This window comes from Notoacmeibacter sp. MSK16QG-6, from assembly GCF_024158145.1.
In the GTDB taxonomy this organism is placed as follows: domain Bacteria; phylum Pseudomonadota; class Alphaproteobacteria; order Rhizobiales; family Rhizobiaceae; genus Notoacmeibacter.
In genome coordinates this window covers 1512383-1533230 of record NZ_JAMYXM010000001.1, presented here as the reverse complement: position 1 = coordinate 1533230, position 20848 = coordinate 1512383, and the positions used below count along the sequence as shown (strand labels likewise).

Below are 20848 nucleotides of genomic sequence, written 5' to 3'. Positions count from 1 at the left end.
CCGCCTCGAAAGCTTATCGTGAAAAGCCGGCCGCCTACTTTTTCGCCCGCTCGATAGCCTCGGAGATTTTTTCCTTGGCGAAATCGGCTCCGTGCCAGTCACCGATCTTCACCCACTTTCCGGGTTCCAGATCCTTGTAGTGCTCAAAGAAATGCTCGACCTGTTGGCGGGTGATCTCCGGCAGATCGCTGAAATCGTTGACACCGTCATATCGCTTGGTCAGCCGATGATTGGGCACGGCGACAACCTTTTCATCCACGCCGCCATCATCTTCCATCAAAAGAACGCCGACCGGACGCACATTAATGATGCAACCGGGGACCAGCGGCCGGGTGTTCAGCACCATCACATCGATGGGATCGCCGTCGTCGGAAAGCGTATGCGGTACAAAGCCGTAATTGCCCGGATACGTCATCGGCGTATAGAGGAAGCGGTCGACCACGAGAGCGCCGGCCTCTTTGTCCATTTCATATTTGATGGGATGGCCGCCGACGGGCACTTCGATAATGACGTTAACGTCTTCTGGCGGGTTCTCGCCGATGGAAATGGCGTCGATACGCATAAAGGCTCCAGTCTATTGAAACAGGGTCGTGAACCCTGGAGACATCGAATGGCGTCCTGATAGCGAAGGCGGCCAGCCCATGCAATCGGCAGCGGCACAGGCAATTGGTATGACGATGAGCTTGTGACCGCCCTGTGAGCGTCATTTACTGCGCGCACATGCCTGAACGCATCAAGACGTAAGCGTTACAAATCGATCAGGCCCAGACGAAGGCGACCTTTTTAAACGATGCGCCGCCAAGCTGCTCGACGCCTTCGGCAATGTCATGGCCGCCGTGACCGGCGTAAAATTGCTGCGCGATATGATTGTCTTCCAGCGCCCAGACCACTGTGCCGTTCAGATGCGAGTCTTCGAGCTTTTGGCGTGCAGCGGCGAACAGCCGGCTGCCAATACCGATACCCTGATATTGCGGGTGGAGATAAAGCTCATACACCTCGCCCTTCTGAGGCAATTCTTTTGTCCGGTTCCGGCCATAGGTCGTATAGCCGACGATTTCATCGCCAAATTCGGCCACCAGAACCGACGCTGAACGAGATAGAGCGCGAACCCACCAGTCTTCCCCTCGCTGAGCGATCATCTTCGTAAGGGCAGTATGCGGAATAATACCGGCATAGGCGCCACGCCACGATTCGTGGTGCGTTGCCGCAATGCCGCTTGCGTCGGATCTTGACGCATTCCTTATGTCGATCGAAAGCGTGTTCATGACTGGTTAACCATAGAGAGCCGATCCGGCGATAGGCAAGATGTCGAATGGCGGTCGGCTCGCGAAATCGTCGCGATCCACTAAATTCGACGCGCACACTTTTCCGAGGGAGACAACATGACGGCAATCGAAGGTCCGGTAATCGCGGTGTCTTCCATGGTCGCACGGGGCACGGTCGGGCTTCGCGCGATCATGCCCGCCATGCAAGCGCGACAACGCGACCTTGTCGCCGTACCGACTGTTTTGTTGCCATGGCACCCCGGCCATGGCGCGGGCACGTTTGTTCCGACCGATAGCCGAGCATTCGAATGTTTGCTGAACGATCTTCTCTCACGAGCCGATGACATTGCCCCCGCGGCCATCCTCTCCGGCTGGCTGGCCGATGAAGCGCAGGTCGATGCGCTCGCCGGCTTCGTCGCGGCGGTCAAACGGACAAACCGCGAAACGCTTTATCTCTGCGACCCCGTGATCGGGGATGCCGGCGGGGCGTATCGACCCAAAGGAGTCATCGATGCCATCGCCGAAAAGCTGTTGCCTCTCGCCGACATCGCCACGCCCAACCGCTATGAACTGGAATTGCTGACCGGCGGCAACCTGCCGGACAACAATGCCCTGCTCGACGCCGGACGCTCGCTCAAACTGCCGCGCCTTGTCGTGACGTCGGCCTTCGGCTTGATGACGGGCGCGATCGGCAATCTCCTGATAAGCGACGGACGCGCGCAATTGACGGAGAACCGAATCGTGCCCGACGCGCCTCACGGACCGGGCGACCTTTTCAGCGCTCTGTTTTTGGCAAGGCTGCTGGAGGGCCAGAGCGATGGCAAAGCGCTCTCCGCAGCGACGGCCTCCGTCTTCGAAATGCTGGCTCGCTCGCGCAGGGCGGGTCTGGACGAATTGGCCCTGGCCACCGAGCAGGCGTGTCTCGCCCGCCCGATGGCGATGGTCACGGACCGTTCGCTGGCCATGCCGGGCAATGACTGAACTGAGCTTTTCCGCTCAAATTTGGTGCTCTTGGCGTCAGACAGGTAAACCGAGCGGACTTTCCGAGGCTTTGCCGATTGCCATCTGCGCCTGAAATACCCATAGCAGAGGCTGCGACGGAACAGGAAAGGACGAACGCCGATGGGTCATCTCCCGGATCATCTCGCGCAGGGATACGCCGCATTCATGCGCGGCCGCTTCTCCTTCGAGACCGAGCGCTATCGCAAACTGGCCGAGGAAGGACAGAAACCTTCCACACTCGTCATCGCTTGCTGCGACAGCCGCGCCGCCCCGGAAGTGATCTTCAATTCAGCGCCTGGCGAAATCTTCGTCATCCGCAATGTCGCAAATCTGGTGCCGCCCTATGCACCGGATGACGATTACCACTCCACCTCAGCGGCGCTGGAATTTGCCGTGCAGGCGCTGCGTGTCCAGCATATCCTGGTTATGGGCCACGGCCGCTGCGGCGGCATCGCTGCCAAACTGAACCCCTCCGAGCCGCTTTCGCCAGGCGATTTTATCGGCAAATGGATCGGCCTATTGGAGGAGCCCGCCGAGCAGGTTCGCGCGCGCGCCATCGAAGACGAGACCGAGAGACAGACCGCGCTGGAGCGCACGGCCGTCAAACATTCGATCCGGAACCTCCGCACCTTCCCTTGCGTCGATCAGTTGGAGAAAAGGGGCAAGCTCTCGCTCCATGGAGGCTGGTTCGATATTTCGACCGGTGAACTATGGACGCTCAATACCGGAAGCGGCGAGTTCGAAAAGCAGATGGACGCTTCGTGATTATCGCGTGAGAACAAAAAAAGCCGGCGCTCTCGCACCGGCTTTTTTGTTTGATTGTCGGCGGGATCAGCCGTCGATCTGGGCGCCCATCTGGGCAATTGCCTGCTGATAGACCGATGCCGCGTTCCACCCCTGGATTCCGCGGAAACCGCCCTGTCCGGGTTGATAATTTCGCGACATGCCATGGGCCCGAAGAAAGTTTGCCGTCGAATACAGCGCATCCGTCGCATTCTTCAGATCGACGCGGCCGTCTCCGTTTCCATCGACTCCGAAGCGCAGAATGTTGTTCGGCAGAAACTGCGTATGACCGTATTCGGCATGTGCCGCGCCCTTCGTGCTGGACGAGAAGACGCCGCTATCGACCATGCGGAGCGCTGCGATCAGGTGCGGCAGGAAGAAGTTGGACCTCCGGCAATCATAGACCAGCGTCGCCGCCGATGAGATCACCGGCTCGTTTCCGGTGAACCGTCCAAACCCGGTTTCCATGCCCCAGATCGCCATGAGTGGGCCTGCGGGTACGCCGTAGCGCTGCTCGATATTGGCCAGAAGCCGTGCATTCTGCTTCTTCTTCTGCTTGCCGATCCGAACGATCGCATCGCAACCGCGCTTCTTGCAGAAGGTCCCGAGCGACATCGAGAAGGCCGAACCGCCCTTCTTCACAGCACGGTCGGCCTTGATTGTCGAACTGTTATATCGCGCGCCGGAAAGCGCTTTCAAACCGCGCTGGCCGACACCGTTGGCCTGCGCGACGGGTGCGAAGTCGCGCTTCCACTGATCGAAGCCGGACGCGTTGTTGCCGCAGCGCGGCGCGGCCTGAGCGGCAGTCAGGCCCAGGACAAGAGCGAGAACGGTTCCGGTCATCATACGGACCGGGCGAATATTGGCCATGGGGCGCAGTTCCTCCAGAAATGGAATGGGACGGGTTGCTAACGGCCATAATGACGCAATAGGGCCGGATTTTGAACTATCACGCGAAGATTAACGGATTGGCCGCCGATGGCAACGCCTCGCCAACACGACGGTGGCAAGCGACCGCTCATTGACATGCAACCAAATAGTTGCATTAACTGGACCATGGATGATGTTTTTCGCGCTCTGGCCGATCCTGCAAGGCGGGCCATTCTGGATCGTCTGTTTCTGCGAAACGGGCAGACGCTCGGCGAGCTGACAAACGATGCCGACATGTCTCGTCAGGGGCTCTCCAAGCATCTGCGCATATTGGAAGATGCGAACCTGATTTCAGTGCACTGGCATGGCCGTGAAAAACGCCACTACCTCAACCCCATGCCGATCGCGGAAATCGTCCATCGCTGGGTCGGCAAGTTCGAGGATGCCCGCCTGGAAAATCTCGCAGACATCAAACGAAACGCAGAACGCAAGGAGAAAAGACATGGCTGACGAGCCAAAGGGCAATGCGCCTGACTTTGTCTACACAATCTACATCGCGGCATCGGCCGAAACGGTTTGGAATGCGCTGATGGATAAGGAAATGACCGGACGATATTGGAACCACGAAAACCGCTCCGATTGGACGAAGGGCGCCTTGTGGGAGCATATACGCGCGGACGGCTCGGGCATCGTCGACATTCGCGGCCACGTCGTCGAGATCGACCCACCGAGAAAGCTTGTCGTCACATGGAATGCCGAGGACCATGAATGGGGCGAACCTCACCCCTCGCAAGTGACTTACGATCTCATTGCCCTTGGACCGGACACCAAGTTGACCGTGACCCATTCTATGCTGGATGAAGGTTCGACGATGCACAAGGGCGTGACGGAAGGCTGGCCGGGCGTGCTCTCCAATCTGAAGACGCTCGTCGAAACCGGTCGCGTCCTTTCTGAAGAACAATGGCCCAGCGATCAGCGGTTCGAGCCGCCGGAAGAGGACACTCCCGCCAAATAGCGGTCGGATGAACCAGCCGACCTTGCCTTTGCCACGCTTTTGGCCTAAGACCCGCGCGATTTCGAAGAGCGGACAGCTTTGCGAAGCCGACCGGGGCCGACCTTTCCGATAGCGGAGAACGGCGCGGACCCCGGAGGTCAACACCCGACAGCGCGATGCGCCCTCGGGTGCGTTTGTGCTTTGTCCGCTTGTTCGGAGACGCAACCGTTCCCATTCTCCGTTGTATCTGCGGAGCAAAGGAGTAACCGAATGTTCGACAGCCTATCGGATCGCCTGTCCGGAATTCTCGACGGCCTGACCGGTCGTGGTGCGCTGTCCGAACAGGACGTACAGGCCGCCCTGCGCGAAGTGCGGCGCGCGCTGATCGAGGCCGATGTCGCGCTGCCGGTTGTCCGCTCCTTCACCGAGAGCGTTCGCGAAAAAGCCGTTGGCGTTTCGACGCTTAAGGCGATCAAGCCCGGCCAGCAGGTCGTCAAGATTGTCCATGACGAACTGGTCGAGATGCTCGGCTCCGACGCCGATCCGATCGATCTCAATGCCGCCGCGCCGGTCGTCATCATGATGGTCGGCCTGCAGGGCTCCGGTAAGACCACCACCACCGGCAAGATCGGCCTGCGGCTGCAGAAGCGCCAGGGACGCAAAGTCCTGATGGCTTCGCTCGATACGCGCCGCCCCGCCGCGCAGGAGCAACTTCGCCAGATCGGCGAGCAGGTCGATGTCGCGACCCTGCCGATCATCGCCGGACAAACACCGGTCGAGATTTCGGCGCGCGCAGTGCAGGCGGCTAAGCTTGGCGGCTACGATGTCGTCATTCTCGATACGGCGGGTCGCACCTCGATCGACGCTGAATTGATGGCCGAAGCCGCCGACATCAAGCGCTCGGCCAATCCGCATGAGATCCTGCTCGTCGCGGACAGCCTGACCGGCCAGGACGCCGTGACGCTGGCGGAAAATTTCGACGAGGCTGTCGGCGTAACAGGCATCGTCCTGACCCGGATGGACGGCGACGGACGTGGCGGCGCAGCACTTTCCATGCGCTCGGTCACCGGCAAGCCGGTCAAGCTGATCGGGACCGGCGAGAAGATGGACGCCCTGGAGGATTTCCACCCCTCGCGCATCGCCGACCGTATTCTCGGCATGGGCGATATTGTCTCGCTGGTCGAACGCGCCGCTGAGCAGATCGACGCCGAAAAAGCAGCGGCCATGGCCAAGAAAATGGCCGCCGGCAAGTTCGACATGAACGATCTGGCCGACCAGCTTCGCCAGATGCAGAAAATGGGCGGCCTCGGCGGTATCATGGGAATGATGCCCGGCATGGGCAAGATGAAGGATCAGATGGCCGCTGCCGGCCTCGACGACAAGCTCTTCGACCGCCAGATCGCGATCATCCAGTCTATGACGCGGCAGGAGCGCGAGAACCCCGCTCTTCTCAAACATAGCAGGAAGAAGCGCATCGCCGCAGGCTCCGGCACCGACGCCGCACAGATTAACAAACTGCTCAAGATGCACAAGCAGATGGCCGACATGATGAAGGCCGTGGGCGGCAAGAAGGGCGGCGGCAAGATGCGCCAGATGATGGGCATGCTGGGCGGCAAGATGGGAATGCCTGGCGGTATGGGCAGCGGAATGCCCGACCTCTCCAAAATGGACCCGAAGCAGATCGAGCAGATGGCCAAGCAGGCGCAGGCAGCCGGTCTCGGCGGCGGAATGCCCGGCGGCCTTCCGGGATTGCCGGGTGCGGGCGGCTTGCCGGGCCTTCCCGGCCTGCCGGGCAAGAAGAAGTGAGCCGGCCATGACTGACGACACCACCCGCGCAGCCGAACTGCTTGCCAGCTACCGCCAATCGATCGACAATTTCGATGCGGTGCTGATCCATACGCTTGCCGAACGCTTTCGCTGCACACAGGCCGTGGGGGAATTGAAAGCAAAACACGATCTGCCGCCCTCCGACCCCGATCGCGAAAAGAAGCAGATCGCCCGTCTGCGCCAGTTGGCGGAAGACGCCGATCTCGACCCCGATTTCGCTGAGAAATTCCTCGCCTTCATCATTCGCGAGGTGATCCATCATCACAAACGGATCGCCGAGGATGTGAAGGCGGAGAGCTGAAACACACCAACGATAGCCAAATCACGACATTCAAGGAGAACGAACACAATGGCCATCAAAATCCGCCTCGCTCGCGCAGGCTCCAAGAAGCGCCCTTACTATCACATCGTCGCAGCTGACTCCCGTTCGCCGCGCGATGGCCGCTTTATCGAGGATCTGGGCTTCTGGAATCCAATGCTGCCGAAGGGCGAAAAGCGCGTCGAACTGAAGGAAGACCGGATCAAGGAATGGCTTGAAAAAGGCGCTCAGCCCACCGACCGCGTGATGCGTTTCCTCGACGAGGCCGGACTGGCCAAGCGCGAAGCGCGCAACAATCCGGAAAAGGCGAAGCCCGGCAAGAAGGCGCAGGAGCGTGAAGCCGAACGCAAGGCTGCCGAGGAAGAAGCTGCGGCAGCGGCCGCCGAAGCCAGCGCCGAGCCCGAAGAAGCCTCGGAAGAGGCTGCGGCTGAAGAATAAGCCGCTCGTTACGTCAATCGCAGAAAGGCCGGGCGCTTTTCCCGGCCTTTTTCGTTGAGCGAACCTAGGATCGATCAATTGGTCGAAACGGCAATCTCGCCAATGGTGAAGAAGCGGGTCTCGCCATTGGAATCGTCGACGCCATCATTGTCCGTCACCGCCCAGCCACGTTCGTCGCCGCCAATGGCGAAGCCTTCGATCTTGTCGACCACATAGCCGTTGCCTTCTTTCAGATCGTCCATGAAGTCGTGAACCATCTCTTTCTTCAGGACGGGCAGCTCAGATCCGAGTTCGGCCATCTCCACGCCGGCAAGCGAAACGCGATAGAGCCGCTTGATCTTCGCCGCTTCGCCGATCTGGTTATCGCGCTCGATAATGTAGAGATTATCGCCGTGAGCCGTGATTTCCGACAAGCCGACCCAACCGGTCTCCGCGCTCTCCAGCGGGTAATGCGCCGCCGACCAGCTCTTGCCGGCGAGGTCATAGGCAAGGATTTTCACCATGCCGTCCGGATCGTCGCCCCACTCGCGCTGGATTGCGATATAGAGCGTATCGTCCAGCTTGGTGACGCCCTCCATGCCAAAGCGCTTTTCATGGGCGAGAAGGGCGTCGGGTAGAACGACTTCTTCCACCACCGCGCCACTCGCGTCGACATGAAGCAGGCGGTGTGGAATTTCCTTGTCGGTGCGACCTTCCGACGCCAGCCAGAATCCACCGTCGCCATCCGTCGCGATGCCCTCAAGATCGAGCATTTTGGCCGGCTCGCCATCCATTGTGACCGCAATCGCTTTTGTGATCCGGGCGGGCGTTTGTGAGGCGTCGATGGTGAAGATCGAAGGCGCGCCAGCATAGAAGCTGTCGTTGACGGCGTAGAGCTTGGCGGGGTCCGCCGGGTCTGCGGCAAGGCCGGACAGCGCGCCCCATGCGATAGGTGTCCCGTTCTCATCGTCGTCTGAAACGATCTGCGGATAGGTCGTCTCGCCCTCTGCGAATTCGTAAAGCGTAACATGGCTGCGCACGCCGCCATCCTCGATCAGGTCGGCTTCATTGGAAACGGCCAGAAGATTGCGCGAGGCAATGGCGATAGCGCCTTCCGGCGCAAGCCCGCTCGGCAGAAGCTGTTTGAAGACCGCCTGACCGTCGCCATCAATACCATAGACGCCGATGACGGAACCGCGCTCGGAAAGAAGGAACATGTAATTTGAATCGCCGAAGGTGGCGACTTCCATGCCTTCTGGCTCGGCGCCCTTATTCTCGGAGCGACCCTCCGGATAGTGCCCGGCGCGTGCGACCTCATATTCGAAGGACGGCCCGCTTTCCTGCACAACGTCACCGGCTTTGGTGAAGATCGTGAAGCCGCGGCTACCCCCTTTATAATCGCCCTCATTGGCGGTCGCCAGGCGATCATTGTCGATCCACTGCACCGCGTCCGGCTCGCGGCGAACGTCTTCCGCCGAGCTGTCGAAGGAGATTGCGTCATCCTCCTTGGTATCGATCTTGTCCAGATCGACCGTGCCGGCGGAGAAATGGTTGATCACATCGCCGGTTTCACCGTTCAGAATCACGATGTGATTGTTCTCCTGCAGAGTGACGGCAATCTCGCCCGCTTCGTTGAAGTCGACGAATTCCGGCTCCGGATCGTCGCCGGCAATCTCGGCAAGTCCGGTAACGTCTGCCTTGATCATCGCTTCGCAGTCGGGCTGGCCATCCGTCAAAGGCACGATGGCAACATAACCTGCAGGCATTTGCGGAATGACGCCGTCATTAAGGTCTTCGTCGCGCTCATTCTCGATGGCGATGGCGAGACGTCTACCATCCTTGCTGATCGCGACACTGTCGGGCTGACCGCCAAGATCGCAGCTTTTTGTTAGGCTCTTTGCGGCGATGTCGATTACGGCAAGATAGCCCGATGGCGCGGTGAAGCTCTCCGAAGTGTTTACGCCCGCAAAACCCGTCATGCCCGAAACAGCAATTGAGGTCGGTTCGCCATCCGTTGCAACGAAGCCTGCGGCCTGCGGCCTTTTCGGATCGGTGATGTCGACAAATCCCACGCGCTCGGCGGGGCTGTCCGTATAGACGAGCATATTGCCGTCCTCGCTTGCCGCAATGATCTCTGCGCTCGTTTCCGTCGCCTGATCTTCGTCAGCGCCTAGATTGGTGTTCACCGGAAAGGAGGCGATCCGGTTGAACACTTGTTCGGCGGAGGCGGGATGGGTGAAAGCGGCGGCCAGCGCGACCAGCGACACGGATGACAGAACACGGATCGTCATGGGTCTCTCCTTGATTGAACGGAATGACCGGCGGACTAATGCGATTGCATGACAGCGCCATGACAAATGCCGCACGCCGCGAGGCCGCCTCGTTCAAGGATTGACCGAATAAGCGTGAAAATGGCCGCTGCACCGTCAGGCGCGGCGGATTTCTTCCTCAGGATTCGCGCCGATCTTGTGAATGGAGAGATCCGCTCCCCGCATCTCTTCGCTTTCGGAAAGACGAAGCCCCATTAGTGCGCGAATGATGCCGTAGACGATGAAGCCGGCAATCGACGCATAGGCTGCGCCCGCAACGCTCATCACAAGCTGCGTCATAAACGAAACGCCACCGAGACCGCCGGCCCATTGCAGGCCGAAGATTCCGCACGCAATCCCGCCCCAGAGGCCGCAAAGTCCGTGCAGCGGCCATACGCCCAGCACATCGTCGATTTTCAGCCGCTCCTGGCACCAGATGAACCCGCGCACGAAAACCACACCGGCCACCACGCCCGTAATCAAAGCCCCGATCGGGTGAAAAACATCGGAGCCGGCGCAGACGGCGACGAGGCCCGCCAGCGCTCCGTTATGAACGAAACCTGGATCGTTCCGACCGGCGATCAGCGCCGACACGATACCGCCGACCATCGCCATCAGAGAATTGAGTGCGACAAGACCGGAGACGCCCTCCAGCGACTGGGCGCTCATCACGTTGAAGCCGAACCAGCCGGTGCAAAGCAGCCATGAGCCAAGGGCCAGCCAGGGAATGGACGAAGGGGGAAAGGCCTGGCTCTTGCCGTCCGGGCGGTATCGTCCAAGCCGCGCGCCGAGCAGCAGAACCGCGGCAAGGGCAATCCACCCGCCGACAGCATGCACGACCACCGAACCGGCAAAGTCATGGAACGGCGCGCCGAACATGGCTTCCACGGCCGACTGGATACCGAAATTATTGTTCCAGACGATCCCCTCGAAAAAGGGATAGACGAAGCTGACGAGTATGACCGTTGCCAAAGCCTGCGGCGCAAATTTCATGCGCTCCGCAATGCCGCCCGAAATAATGGCGGGAATCGCTGCGGCAAAAGTGGTCAGAAAGAAGAATTTGACCAGCGCAAAGCCCTGCGGCGCGAAGACATCGCCTCCCTCGGTGCCCGACAGTGTCGCGGCGTTGACGAAGAAGGTGACGCCGTAGGCAACCAGATAGCCGATAAAGAAGTAGGAAAGGGTCGAAAGCGCGAAATCGACGAGGATTTTCACCAGCGCGTTGACCTGGTTCTTATGGCGAACCGTCCCGACTTCCAGAAAAGCGAAGCCGCCATGCATGGCGAAGACGAGAATGGCGCCGAGAAGGACGAAAAAGACGTCCGCGCCAATGGCGTTGGTCATGCGTTAGTTCCCCTCCGAACTTCGCCCAGGCGTTCCCCTCAGAACGCGCACTTGAATGGTCAATAATCAGGCAAAGGCACAGCCGTTTAGCGCGGAGCAGCGGGCTTAGGCAAGTCGAACTGCTTAAATCGAAAGCATCTGCGCATAGACATGCCGAAAAATGGCTCGGAGCCATTCCCGGCGCCTGTTCAACCTCGACCGCCTCTTGCCTCCTCCATAGGAAGCCGGCCATCTTCGATGAAAGAGTTGAGGAGAGGATTGCCCGATGAAGACCCGGATTGCCCTGCTGCGCGAAATGGGCCTGCCCCGCCCCTATACCGACAGCCGACCGCTCGACGTCGTCGAGGCGCAGCTTGACGAACCGGGCCCGGGCGAGATGCTGGTGAAGCTGGCGGCGGCGGGGCTCTGCCATTCGGACCTGTCGACCATCAATGCCGATCGGCCGCGCATCATGCCGATGGCGATCGGACACGAAGCGTCGGGCGTCGTCGAGAAAGTGGGGCCGGGCGCTTCGCGATTTGCCCCCGGCGATCATGTGGTCATGGTGTTCGTGCCCTCCTGCGGCCATTGCGTACCCTGCGCGGAGGGTCGTCCCGCGCTTTGTGAGCCGGGCGCCGCGGCCAACGGGGCCGGCACGTTGATTTCCGGCGAGCGGCGTATCGACCGTCAGGGAGAGACGATCAACCATCATCTCGGCGTCTCCGCCTTTTCCGACCGAGCCGTCGTTTCAGAAAATTCCTGCGTGAAAATCGACAAGGACATTCCGCTCGACCGGGCGGCGCTTCTCGGCTGCGCCGTGCTGACCGGGGTCGGGGCGGTCCTGAACTCTGGAAATCTGAGGCCGGGCCAGGACGTCGCGGTTGTCGGTCTTGGCGGGGTCGGCCTCGCCGGATTGCTCGGCGCAATCGCAGGAGGCGCAAGGCGCGTCATCGCTGTCGATCTGGCAAGGGACAAACGCGACTTCGCGCTGGAACTCGGCGCGACCCACGCCATCGACCCGACTGAAGATGGCGCGGTCGAAACGGTCAAGGAATGGACAGGCGGCGGGGTCGATCTGGCCGTGGAACTCGCCGGCGCCGTGCCGGCGCTGAAATACGCCTATGCGATCACCCGGCGCGGCGGCACAACCGTGACTGCGGGCCTGCCGCACCCTGAAGCCGAACTCTCCTTCGCGCCGGTCACGCTGACGGCGGAGGAGCGCGTACTGAAAGGGTCTTACGTCGGCTCATGCGTGCCGGTGCGTGACATCCCGCGCTACGCGGCGATGATGATGGATGGCCGCCTGCCGATCGAAAAGCTGATGACGCATACGATCAAGCTCGACGACATCAATGAGGGCTTCGAGCGGCTCGCAGCGGGCGACGCGATCCGCCAGGTGGTGGTCTTCGACTGAGAAGAATGGTGGAGCCGAGGGGAATCGAACCCCTGACCTCGTCATTGCGAACGACGCGCTCTCCCAACTGAGCTACGGCCCCGCGCAGCGGGTTTCGACTGACCCGCGCAGTAGCGGCATTTACCGAAGCGCCGCGATTTGTGTCAAGCAAATCGCCGGGTGGCGCATTCGGCAATGAATGATAGACAAAACTGTGCATGCACGGCAATTTGCCTGGCCCGCCAGCCCCTCTCCACAAAATGCCAACCGACGGACCCACAATGGCCGATCTCGACGCCGACGATTCCGAAATCAGACCAACCAGGCCCCACGGACCCGAAGACCGCTTCGCGGCCTTTCGCTACCGTGCCTATACGCTCTATTGGCTGTCGCGTTTCTTTTCGACCTTCGCGACCCAGATTTTCATCGTCGCACTCGGCTGGCAGGTCTACGACATCACGCGCGATCCGCTCGATCTGGGGCTGATCGGCCTGACGCAATTCCTGCCCGCGCTGCTGCTGGTCCTCGTCACCGGCTCAGCCGCCGACCGCTTCGGCCGCCGTCGTATTATGGCCATCAGCGCGGCTGTGGAGGCGGCGATAGCGGCGGCTCTGCTCGCCTACACGCTGACCAATCCAACGGTGGTCTGGCCGGTCTTCGCACTATTGGTGATATTCGGCAGCGCGCGCGCCTTCTACAGCCCCGCCAGCTCGGCCCTCGTCGCCAATCTGGTGCCGGCGGATACTTTCGCCAACGCCGTTTCCTGGAACGCCTCGGCCTGGCAGACGGCGACCATCGTCGGTCCGGTGCTTGGCGGGCTTCTTTATGGCGCGGGGGCTACGGTCGCCTATGGCGTTGCCACGATTCTGTTCATCGCCGGCGCATTTCTCGTCATCTCGATCTCCCAGCCGGCGCAGCAGATCGAACGTGAGCGTATCAGCGTCCGCACCGTTCTCGCCGGATTCGATTATATACGCCGTGAAAAAGTGGTTTTCGGTGCAATCTCGCTCGATCTGTTCGCAGTGCTGCTGGGCGGTGCGGTGGCCCTGATGCCGGTCTATGCACGCGACATACTAACCGTCGGCCCGCTCGGCCTCGGCATGCTTCGTGCGGCGCCTGGCATCGGCGCTCTGGCGATGGCCTTCTGGCTGGCCCGCTATCCGATCCGCGCGCACGCCGGTGTGATCATGCTCGGCACGGTCGCGCTTTTCGGCCTTTTTACGGTCGTGTTCGGTTTTTCGACACTGGCCTGGCTCTCAATCGCTGCTCTGGTCGTCATGGGCGCGGCAGACATGGTGTCCGTCGTCATCCGCGAAACGCTGATCCAGCTCTGGACGCCGGACGATCTGCGCGGCCGCGTCAACGCCGTCAATCAGGTCTTCCTCGGCGCCAGCAACGAACTCGGCGAATTTCGCGCCGGCACCATGGCTTATCTTATCGGGGCGGTGCCGGCAGTCGTACTTGGTGGTTTTGCAGCAATGGGTTGTGCCGGCCTCTGGGCCTGGCTGTTCCCGCAACTCGCCCGCGTCCAGCATCTCGACAGCCGCCACTGAGGGATCAGAGTTCGTTCAGCTTCGCGACCAGTTCGCTAGAATCGCCTCCGATTTCGAGGCGTTTCATCCGGCTGGTCGGTCCCGAGATGACCGATATGTCGCTTTTGCGCAAATCGAGCTGACCGGCAAGAAGCGCGATCAGCGCAGCATTGGCTTTGCCGCGCTCCGGCACGGCCCGCACACGCGTGGCAAGATATGTCTGCCCGTCAGAGCCTGTCTCATAGCCGTCGATGCGGTCATGGGCTGCGCGCGGCGTCAGGCGCACGACGAGTTCGGCGCCCTTCCCCGTCAGACGGAATGCCGGCACGGTGAACCCGGCCATGGGCGTCGATCAGAGATAGACGCCTCGCGCCATGTTCAGGATCAGCGTCTGCAGGAAGAAGATCACAATAAACAGAATGATCGGAGAAATGTCGATCCCGCCGAGATTGGGCATGAAGCGGCGAATAGGCGCCAGCGCGGGTTCGGTGACGCGGATCAGAAAATCCCAGACGATATCGACGAAGCGGTTGCGCCGATTGATGATGTCGAAGGCGACCAGCCAGGATACGATGATCATCGCGATGACGATCCATTTATAGATCTCGAGTGCGTAATAGAGCGTGAGAAGAATCGCGTTCAGCACGTGCGATATCCTTTTTCTGATCGGATGGTCCGCTGCCGATGTAGCGGGCGCAACGCCCCGTCACAAGAGAGCCGATGAAATGCTGGTAAAGGAAGACCCGCCCGGCCGATGGCCGCGCGGGTCTCGTCTGGTAGGCAAGGGCCTCGCAAAAGGCCCTTGCCGAGAAGTGGCGGACTTAGCGGACCGAGCCAGTCGGAGAAAATTCCGGATAGGCTTCCACACCGACTTCGGCGCGGTCCAGACCGATCATTTCCTCTTCTTCGGTAACGCGCATGCCGACGATCATCTTCAGGATGAGCCAGACAATGAACGATGCGACCAGCGTGAACACACCATAGGCGGCAACACCGATGAACTGCGTCACGAAGGATGCGTCCGAATTGGTCGCCGGCACGATCATCGTGCCCCAGATACCGGCCAGAAGGTGAACCGGAATGGCGCCGACAACGTCGTCGATCTTCAGCTTGTCGAGCAGCGGCACCGTGAAGACCACGATCACGCCACCGATAGCGCCGATCAGAATTGCCGCAAGAGGGCTCGGCTGAAGCGGCTCGGCCGTGATGGAGACCAGACCGGCCAGCGCGCCGTTCAGCACCATCGTCACATCGACCTTCTTGTAAAGGACGGCGGTCAGGATGAGTGCGGCCACCACGCCGCCAGCGGCGGCAAGATTGGTGTTGGCGAAGATGCGGCTGACATCGGAGACGTCGCCGATCGAGCCCATCGCAAGCTGCGATGCGCCGTTAAAGCCGAACCAGCCGAGCCACAGGATGAACGTACCGAGCGTGGCGAGCGGAATGGACGAGCCCGGAAGCGGATGAACGACACCGCCAGGACCGTATTTTCCGTGACGTGCGCCCAGCAGAAGCGCGCCCGCCAGAGCGGCCCAGCCACCGACCGAGTGCACCAGCGTCGAACCGGCGAAATCGGAGAAGCCCATTTCGGACAGCCAGCCGCCGCCCCACTGCCATGAACCGGCAATTGGGTAGATGAAGCCCGTCAGAACGACCGTGAAGATCAGGAACGGCATCAGCTTGATGCGTTCGGCGAGCGTGCCGGAAACGATCGATGCGGCTGTCGCCACGAACACCATCTGGAAGAACCAGTCGGAGGCCGTGGAGTAACCGGTGTCGAGTGCGTCTCCGCCGACCGGATCGAAGGCATAAGGCGCGAACGAGCCGATGAAACCGCCGTTCACATCCGTGTACATCAGGCTATAGCCGACGACCCAGTACATGATACCGGCGATCGAATAGAGCGCGATGTTCTTGAGGCACTGCATGGATACGTTCTTCGAACGCACCAGGCCTGCTTCCAGCATGGCGAAACCGGCTGCCATCCACATGACGAGGAAGCCGCCGATCAGGAAGAGAAGCGTGTTGAAGATGTAGGCGGTCTGCGGCGTGACACCGCTGTCGGACGCCGCTTCAGCTGCCGCAGGCGCGGCTTCGGCGGTGGCTTCCGCCGCTTCCTGCGCGAACGCAGGTTCGAGATAGGCCAGGCCTGCGAGCCCCGTCAGGGCGGCCGTGGCGAGAAGTTTGCGGTTCATATGACTATCACCCCTCATGGATCAAAGCGCGTCGGAATCGACTTCGCCGGTGCGGATACGCATGGCGCTGTCGACGGAGTAGACGAAGATCTTGCCGTCGCCGATCTGGCCGGTTTTGGCGGCGCCGGCGATGGCCTCGACCACCTTGTCGACATCGGCCGCATTCACGACCACTTCGATCTTCAGCTTGGGAAGGAAACTCACGGCGTATTCGGCGCCGCGATAGATTTCGGTATGGCCTTTCTGGCGACCGTAACCTTTGACTTCGGTCACGGTCAGGCCCTGAATGCCGATGCCGGTGAGGGCTTCGCGCACCTCGTCCAGCTTGAACGGCTTGATGACTGCCATCACTATTTTCATTCGGTTCGACCCTCTCTTTCGCGTGAGATCACGCAATGGTTCGTGAACGCATGCGAGCTTTGCCCCGCGGGTTCATCGCAAAGAGATTCAAGGATCGTGCCAGATGGAAACAGGGGCGATGCTATGCAGCAAAAGATGGCGCTTCAGGCTGCATGACGGAACGGCATGCTTGCTCATTCCCGATTCACGTGCACAAAATTTATGCTGTTTGAAGCGATTTGCCTATTTATTAGGCGTTCGCACTCGCATCAAACCTTCCTGCGCAACGGAAGCAATGTGAGTGCCGTCCCGGCTGAAAATCATGCCGCGCGTGAATCCACGCGAGCCCATCGCGCTTGGACTATCGGAGGTATAGAGCAACCAATCGGAAAGGTCGTTTGGGCGATGAAACCACATGGCGTGATCGAGACTCGCCATCTGAAGCTGCGGATCCCAGACGGAGCGGCCATGTGGAAATGTCGCTGCGTCCAGAAGTGTCATGTCGGACGCATAGGCTAAAATCGAAGCGCGCAGCGGGCGGTTATCCGGCACCTCGCCCAGAGTGCGTATCCAGACATGCTGGATCGGCTCAAGACTGTCCCGGGTCAGATAGTGATCCGTCACCACCGGGCGAAATTCGAATGGACGAGGCCTCTCCCACCAGGTTTTCATCGCTTGAGGCAGCTTGTCGATGAAGCCGCGCATCAGTTCGCCATCGCTATCGAGTTCCTCAGGCGTTGGCACATCCGGCATTTCGGCTTGATGTTCCAGCCCCTCCTCCGCAAGCTGAAACGAAGCCATAAAGGAAAAAATGGCATGGCCGTGCTGGATCGCGTTCACCCGGCGCGTGACGAAACTCCGTCCATCGCGGATGCGATCGACCTGATAAATTATGGGCACGGTCGGATCGCCCGGACGCAAAAAGTAGGCGTGGAGCGAATGAACCCCATATTCCGGTTCGACGGTCTGCTGCGCGGCAACCAGGGCCTGGCCGATCACCTGGCCGCCGAAAACGCGCTGCCAGCCCACCTTGGGAGAATTGCCACGATAGAGATTATGTTCGAGCCGTTCGAGTGTAAGCGTATTAAGAAGTTCGGCGATCGGGTCCGACATAGCGCAAATAAATTCCCCCGTGGACAAGTGCGCATGGTGTCGGACAGGGTGCAGCGCCAGTCAAGAAGCAATAAGTTTTTGCCCGCAAAGGAGTATGTATCGCCATGACTGCGAATAAAGGCGGAGAGCGGCAGGCTGACATTATGGTTTGCGGCGCCGGTTATGTGGGCCTGGCAACGGCAGTGGCCATCAAACAGGCGCGCCCCTCCCTGGATGTCGTTCTGGCCGACGCCGCTCCGGAAGGCGTTTGGCAGAAAGACGGACGCGCGTCAGCGATTGCGGCGGCGGCCGGCGCCATGCTGAAGCGGCTAGGCGTATGGGAAAGCCTCGAAGAAGGCGCCCAGCCGATCAACGAAATGATCGTCACCGACAGCCGCACCTCCGATCCCATCCGACCCATTTATTTGACATTTTCCGGAGAGGTCGAGCCGGGCCAGCCCTTCGCCCACATGATCATGAACCGGGATCTGAACGGAGCGCTCCGCCAACGTTGCGACGAGCTCGGCATCGAAATCAATCAAGCCACGCCCATAGCCGGACTGGATCGCAGCGGCCCAAGAGCGGTGGCGACCGCCGCCGACGGACGGCGCTTCGGCGCGCGCCTCATCGTAGCCGCCGATGGGGCGCGGTCTAGACTACGCGATTGGGCGGGAATCCGAACCGTGTCCTGGCAATATGGCCAGAGCGGCATTGTCTGCACGGTGGCCCATGAGCGGCCGCATCATGGCCGCGCCGAAGAGCACTTTCTGCCAGCCGGGCCGTTCGCAACACTGCCATTGCCCGGCAACCGATCCTCGATCGTCTGGACCGAGCGAACCGCGGATGCCGATCGGCTGGTCAATTCCGACCCCTTCCTCTTCGAAACGGAACTGGAATCGCGCTTTGGCCACAAGCTCGGCGCTATCACCGTGGAGAGCAAGCCTCGCGCATGGCCGCTCGGCCTCACCCTCGCGCGGGCCTTCGTAACCCACCGGCTGGCGTTGGCCGGCGATGCGGCCCACGGCATTCACCCGATTGCCGGCCAGGGCCTCAATCTGGGCTTCAAAGACGCAGCCGCATTGGCCGAGGTTATTGTCGATGCTGACCGGTTGGGACTGGACTTCGGTCAGGAGGACGTTCTGGAGACCTATCAGCGCTGGCGTCGTTTCGACACGGTGCGGATGGGCGCGACCACCGATATTCTGAACCGGCTGTTCTCGAATGACATCGCGCCGATCCGACTGATCCGCGATATCGGGCTCGGTCTCGTCGACCGCATGCCGGGACTCAAGCGGGACTTCATTGCGCAGGCCGCTGGCAAAGGAGGGCCCATGCCCCGCCTCTTGAAGGGAGAGGCGATATGAAAAACGGTTTGGCCGATGATGGGCGGCAGTCCAAAGGATCCCTCCGGCGTACCTCTTTCGATGAATTTTCGAAAGCCATAGAGGCGGCAGCGCGTGCTCGCTCCTATCCCCCGGAATTGGCTTCGCTAGCCGGTGAGATGACACTTTGGTGCCAACGGCATCGCCTGCCGGGACTTCCCGCCATGGTCGATCATCTTGAACCGGCGCCACGTTTCGATCAGCAGGCCGCTCAGCCCAAGCCGCAAAAAGATGGCTCCGTGCATTTCAGCGATCCGGTTCTTGGAGGCCTGTTCATCCACCATCACTATAGCGACTTCCAGTGGCCCGCCCTGATCGACGGACCGAAGACGGGCGCTGTTCTCTTCGCCGCCTTTCTTGCCATGGGCGCTCATGAGCGCGGCGACCATCTGTCGATCGCTTTCCTTGGAACGGATGATCGCCCGGCAGAAGCGGCCCGGCTTCTCTACGGCGAGGGCCGTTCGCTTCTGGAGGGCGATGCCGATGTCGCCAGGCTTTCGCGGCGGATCGCCATTGAAAAGATCGCGCCGGAAAGCCATCCGCCTCTGGATGAGCCGCTTGCCGAAAGCGTGCCTTGCGACATCGCCATGTTGGACCGTCTCCTGGCTATTCCAGCCTCCACGTAACAAAGACCGGGGGCAAGCATGCCGACCTTTTTGATGCTCTTCGCCCAGACAGGCGGGCAGGCGGCAGAAGAAGCCGCCCTGTCCAGCGATGGAGACGTCGCAACGACGCCCGAGCAGATCGATGTGAGCCCGCGCGGGCTCTACGAAAAGTTGGATGGCTGGCTCGACGGTTTCGTAACCCTTCTGCCCAATATTCTCGTCGCTGTCGTCGTATTCGCGCTGTTCTGGATGATCGGCATCGGCGTCAAACGGTCTCTTCTTCTCTGGGCGGGGCGCAACGACCGCGCTAATCTCGGTGAGGTGCTCGGAGGGTTTCTGAAAGCCGCGCTGATCGTGCTTGGCGCCCTTCTGGCCATGACGATCATCCTGCCGACACTCAAACCTGCCGATCTGGTCGCCGGCCTCGGCATCGGCTCGGTGGCAATCGGCTTTGCGTTCAAGGATATTTTGCAGAACTGGCTTGCTGGACTGCTGATCCTGATCCGCCAACCGTTCCGCCCAGGCGATCAGATCGTCGTTAATGGCTATGAGGGGACGGTCGATCATATTGAAACAAGAGCGACGGCGATCCGAACCTATGACGGACGCTTGGCTCTCGTTCCCAATGCCGATGTCTACACCAATGCCGTTGTCGTCAACACTGCGTTCCAATCTCGGCGAAGCGAATATGATGTGGGGATCGGTTACGGCGACGAAATCGCAAAGGCAAAACCCGCAATATTGAAAGCCGTAGGCAATGCGAAAGGCGTGCTGAGCGATCCGGCGCCCGACGTCCTGGTGGTTGATCTCGCCGCTTCCTGGGTCACGCTGCGGGCGCGCTGGTGGACCGATCCACGCCGTGCTGACGTACTCGATGTCAAATCCGACGTGATCGAGGCGATCAAGCTCGGCCTCGACGAAGCGGGTATCGACCTGCCCTACGAGACGGTCGTCTCGCTCTTTCATGACCAAACCGAAGATATCGATGGAGACAGATCGAGCCAGCGTGAAGGATGGCCGGCAGGCGATAATCCGCCGCGCCCGGCGCGACGCCGAAACGATACGCGCTATCAGGCGACCGATGAGGAAAACTAAGGCTTTCGGCCGCGGCGAAACTATCGGACACGCGGAACCGCTTTTCATATTGCATTCTATGCATGGGATTTAGGCCGAGTTTACCCTTTCGCTCAACGCGATATTA

Annotated in this window: 22 protein-coding genes and 1 tRNA gene; 12 read left to right on the top strand and 11 right to left on the bottom strand. The window is 60.6% G+C overall.

Features of this window, described 5'->3' with window-relative positions; all coding sequences use genetic code 11:
• Positions 1-34 precede the first annotated feature (34 nt).
• Both ppa and NIM86_RS07400 read right to left on the bottom strand, forming a co-directional pair.
• Complete coding sequence (gene ppa / locus NIM86_RS07405; protein WP_253380498.1) at positions 35-562, bottom strand: inorganic diphosphatase; 528 nt, start codon at positions 560-562, stop codon at positions 35-37.
• Positions 563-758: 196 nt separating this feature from the next.
• The gene (locus NIM86_RS07400; RefSeq protein WP_253380496.1) at positions 759-1265 is read right to left on the bottom strand and encodes a GNAT family N-acetyltransferase; all 507 of its coding nucleotides are present in this window, start codon (positions 1263-1265) and stop codon (positions 759-761) included.
• 117 nt (positions 1266-1382) lie between these two features.
• On the opposite strand from NIM86_RS07400, the gene NIM86_RS07395 reads away from it, so the two are divergent.
• Both NIM86_RS07395 and NIM86_RS07390 read left to right on the top strand, forming a co-directional pair.
• The gene (locus NIM86_RS07395) at positions 1383-2246 is read left to right on the top strand and encodes a PfkB family carbohydrate kinase (RefSeq protein WP_253380495.1); all 864 of its coding nucleotides are present in this window, start codon (positions 1383-1385) and stop codon (positions 2244-2246) included.
• A 141-nt stretch (positions 2247-2387) separates the two neighbouring features.
• A complete protein-coding gene (locus tag NIM86_RS07390) occupies positions 2388-3032 on the top strand; it encodes a carbonic anhydrase (RefSeq protein ID WP_253380492.1) in 645 nt (214 codons plus the stop codon).
• A 66-nt stretch (positions 3033-3098) separates the two neighbouring features.
• Here the strand turns inward: NIM86_RS07390 and NIM86_RS07385 are convergent, their stop codons facing one another.
• Positions 3099-3920: a lytic transglycosylase domain-containing protein gene (locus NIM86_RS07385; protein WP_253380490.1), complete on the bottom strand. Its 822-nt coding sequence runs from the start codon at positions 3918-3920 to the stop codon at positions 3099-3101.
• 186 nt (positions 3921-4106) lie between these two features.
• Between NIM86_RS07385 and NIM86_RS07380 the strand changes: the two genes are divergently transcribed.
• The 5 genes from NIM86_RS07380 to rpsP all read left to right on the top strand — a co-directional run bounded on the left by NIM86_RS07380 (position 4107) and on the right by rpsP (position 7498).
• On the top strand, positions 4107-4430 hold the full coding sequence (locus NIM86_RS07380; RefSeq protein ID WP_253380489.1) for a helix-turn-helix transcriptional regulator: 324 nt from the start codon (positions 4107-4109) through the stop codon (positions 4428-4430).
• Positions 4423-4935, top strand: a complete 513-nt coding sequence (locus NIM86_RS07375; RefSeq protein WP_253380487.1) for an SRPBCC family protein — start codon at positions 4423-4425, stop codon at positions 4933-4935. Before NIM86_RS07380 ends, NIM86_RS07375 begins: the two co-directional genes overlap by 8 nt.
• A gap of 249 nt (positions 4936-5184) precedes the next feature.
• Complete coding sequence (gene ffh / locus NIM86_RS07370) at positions 5185-6720, top strand: signal recognition particle protein (RefSeq protein ID WP_253380485.1); 1536 nt, start codon at positions 5185-5187, stop codon at positions 6718-6720.
• 7 nt (positions 6721-6727) lie between these two features.
• Positions 6728-7042, top strand: a complete 315-nt coding sequence (locus NIM86_RS07365) for a chorismate mutase (RefSeq protein ID WP_253380483.1) — start codon at positions 6728-6730, stop codon at positions 7040-7042.
• A 48-nt stretch (positions 7043-7090) separates the two neighbouring features.
• Positions 7091-7498 (top strand): 30S ribosomal protein S16, encoded by a 408-nt coding sequence (rpsP, locus tag NIM86_RS07360; RefSeq protein ID WP_253380481.1) that lies wholly within the window; start codon positions 7091-7093, stop codon positions 7496-7498.
• 74 nt (positions 7499-7572) lie between these two features.
• Here the strand turns inward: rpsP and NIM86_RS07355 are convergent, their stop codons facing one another.
• Both NIM86_RS07355 and NIM86_RS07350 read right to left on the bottom strand, forming a co-directional pair.
• Positions 7573-9768, bottom strand: a complete 2196-nt coding sequence (locus tag NIM86_RS07355) for an esterase-like activity of phytase family protein (protein WP_253380479.1) — start codon at positions 9766-9768, stop codon at positions 7573-7575.
• 135 nt (positions 9769-9903) lie between these two features.
• Positions 9904-11130, bottom strand: coding sequence for an ammonium transporter (locus NIM86_RS07350; protein WP_253380477.1), 1227 nt, complete (start codon positions 11128-11130; stop codon positions 9904-9906).
• Between the two features lie 265 nt (positions 11131-11395).
• Here NIM86_RS07350 and NIM86_RS07345 point away from each other — a divergent pair, with 265 nt between their 5' ends.
• A complete protein-coding gene (locus tag NIM86_RS07345) occupies positions 11396-12523 on the top strand; it encodes a zinc-dependent alcohol dehydrogenase family protein (protein WP_253380475.1) in 1128 nt (375 codons plus the stop codon).
• 6 nt (positions 12524-12529) lie between these two features.
• Here NIM86_RS07345 and NIM86_RS07340 read toward each other — a convergent pair.
• Positions 12530-12605, bottom strand: a tRNA-Ala gene (locus NIM86_RS07340).
• A gap of 178 nt (positions 12606-12783) precedes the next feature.
• Here NIM86_RS07340 and NIM86_RS07335 point away from each other — a divergent pair.
• Positions 12784-14055 carry an MFS transporter gene (locus tag NIM86_RS07335; RefSeq protein ID WP_253380473.1) on the top strand — a complete coding sequence of 424 codons (1272 nt, stop codon included), beginning with the start codon at positions 12784-12786 and terminating at the stop codon, positions 14053-14055.
• Between the two features lie 4 nt (positions 14056-14059).
• Here the strand turns inward: NIM86_RS07335 and NIM86_RS07330 are convergent, their stop codons facing one another.
• The 5 genes from NIM86_RS07330 to tesB all read right to left on the bottom strand — a co-directional run bounded on the left by NIM86_RS07330 (position 14060) and on the right by tesB (position 17681).
• The gene (locus NIM86_RS07330; protein ID WP_253380471.1) at positions 14060-14377 is read right to left on the bottom strand and encodes a DUF167 family protein; all 318 of its coding nucleotides are present in this window, start codon (positions 14375-14377) and stop codon (positions 14060-14062) included.
• Between the two features lie 9 nt (positions 14378-14386).
• On the bottom strand, positions 14387-14677 hold the full coding sequence (locus tag NIM86_RS07325) for a YggT family protein (RefSeq protein WP_253380778.1): 291 nt from the start codon (positions 14675-14677) through the stop codon (positions 14387-14389).
• 178 nt (positions 14678-14855) lie between these two features.
• The gene (locus NIM86_RS07320) at positions 14856-16229 is read right to left on the bottom strand and encodes an ammonium transporter (protein WP_253380469.1); all 1374 of its coding nucleotides are present in this window, start codon (positions 16227-16229) and stop codon (positions 14856-14858) included.
• Positions 16230-16250: 21 nt separating this feature from the next.
• Entirely contained in the window at positions 16251-16589 is a 339-nt protein-coding gene (locus tag NIM86_RS07315) for a P-II family nitrogen regulator (protein WP_253380466.1), read from the bottom strand.
• A 222-nt stretch (positions 16590-16811) separates the two neighbouring features.
• Positions 16812-17681, bottom strand: coding sequence for an acyl-CoA thioesterase II (tesB, locus tag NIM86_RS07310; RefSeq protein WP_253380464.1), 870 nt, complete (start codon positions 17679-17681; stop codon positions 16812-16814).
• A gap of 104 nt (positions 17682-17785) precedes the next feature.
• On the opposite strand from tesB, the gene NIM86_RS07305 reads away from it, so the two are divergent.
• Genes NIM86_RS07305 through NIM86_RS07295 form a run of 3 tightly spaced genes read left to right on the top strand, consistent with a single transcriptional unit; the run spans position 17786 to position 20742 of the window.
• A complete protein-coding gene (locus NIM86_RS07305; protein WP_253380462.1) occupies positions 17786-19024 on the top strand; it encodes a ubiquinone biosynthesis hydroxylase in 1239 nt (412 codons plus the stop codon).
• The gene (locus NIM86_RS07300) at positions 19021-19668 is read left to right on the top strand and encodes a hypothetical protein (RefSeq protein ID WP_253380460.1); all 648 of its coding nucleotides are present in this window, start codon (positions 19021-19023) and stop codon (positions 19666-19668) included. Before NIM86_RS07305 ends, NIM86_RS07300 begins: the two co-directional genes overlap by 4 nt.
• A gap of 18 nt (positions 19669-19686) precedes the next feature.
• Positions 19687-20742 (top strand): mechanosensitive ion channel family protein, encoded by a 1056-nt coding sequence (locus NIM86_RS07295; protein ID WP_253380458.1) that lies wholly within the window; start codon positions 19687-19689, stop codon positions 20740-20742.
• Positions 20743-20848: the final 106 nt, after the last annotated feature.

Coding starts and splice junctions, on each gene's coding strand:
- NIM86_RS07385 (WP_253380490.1), bottom strand. CDS start 3,920: ATGGCCAATATTCGCCCGGTCCGTATGATGACCGGAACCGTTCTCGCT.
- NIM86_RS07305 (WP_253380462.1), top strand. CDS start 17,786: ATGACTGCGAATAAAGGCGGAGAGCGGCAGGCTGACATTATGGTTTGC.
- NIM86_RS07350 (WP_253380477.1), bottom strand. CDS start 11,130: ATGACCAACGCCATTGGCGCGGACGTCTTTTTCGTCCTTCTCGGCGCC.
- NIM86_RS07345 (WP_253380475.1), top strand. CDS start 11,396: ATGAAGACCCGGATTGCCCTGCTGCGCGAAATGGGCCTGCCCCGCCCC.
- NIM86_RS07295 (WP_253380458.1), top strand. CDS start 19,687: ATGCCGACCTTTTTGATGCTCTTCGCCCAGACAGGCGGGCAGGCGGCA.
- NIM86_RS07320 (WP_253380469.1), bottom strand. CDS start 16,229: ATGAACCGCAAACTTCTCGCCACGGCCGCCCTGACGGGGCTCGCAGGC.
- NIM86_RS07300 (WP_253380460.1), top strand. CDS start 19,021: ATGAAAAACGGTTTGGCCGATGATGGGCGGCAGTCCAAAGGATCCCTC.
- NIM86_RS07390 (WP_253380492.1), top strand. CDS start 2,388: ATGGGTCATCTCCCGGATCATCTCGCGCAGGGATACGCCGCATTCATG.
- NIM86_RS07315 (WP_253380466.1), bottom strand. CDS start 16,589: ATGAAAATAGTGATGGCAGTCATCAAGCCGTTCAAGCTGGACGAGGTG.
- NIM86_RS07335 (WP_253380473.1), top strand. CDS start 12,784: ATGGCCGATCTCGACGCCGACGATTCCGAAATCAGACCAACCAGGCCC.
- rpsP (WP_253380481.1), top strand. CDS start 7,091: ATGGCCATCAAAATCCGCCTCGCTCGCGCAGGCTCCAAGAAGCGCCCT.
- NIM86_RS07330 (WP_253380471.1), bottom strand. CDS start 14,377: ATGGCCGGGTTCACCGTGCCGGCATTCCGTCTGACGGGGAAGGGCGCC.
- NIM86_RS07355 (WP_253380479.1), bottom strand. CDS start 9,768: ATGACGATCCGTGTTCTGTCATCCGTGTCGCTGGTCGCGCTGGCCGCC.
- NIM86_RS07380 (WP_253380489.1), top strand. CDS start 4,107: ATGGATGATGTTTTTCGCGCTCTGGCCGATCCTGCAAGGCGGGCCATT.
- NIM86_RS07365 (WP_253380483.1), top strand. CDS start 6,728: ATGACTGACGACACCACCCGCGCAGCCGAACTGCTTGCCAGCTACCGC.
- NIM86_RS07375 (WP_253380487.1), top strand. CDS start 4,423: ATGGCTGACGAGCCAAAGGGCAATGCGCCTGACTTTGTCTACACAATC.
- tesB (WP_253380464.1), bottom strand. CDS start 17,681: ATGTCGGACCCGATCGCCGAACTTCTTAATACGCTTACACTCGAACGG.
- ffh (WP_253380485.1), top strand. CDS start 5,185: ATGTTCGACAGCCTATCGGATCGCCTGTCCGGAATTCTCGACGGCCTG.
- NIM86_RS07400 (WP_253380496.1), bottom strand. CDS start 1,265: ATGAACACGCTTTCGATCGACATAAGGAATGCGTCAAGATCCGACGCA.
- NIM86_RS07395 (WP_253380495.1), top strand. CDS start 1,383: ATGACGGCAATCGAAGGTCCGGTAATCGCGGTGTCTTCCATGGTCGCA.
- ppa (WP_253380498.1), bottom strand. CDS start 562: ATGCGTATCGACGCCATTTCCATCGGCGAGAACCCGCCAGAAGACGTT.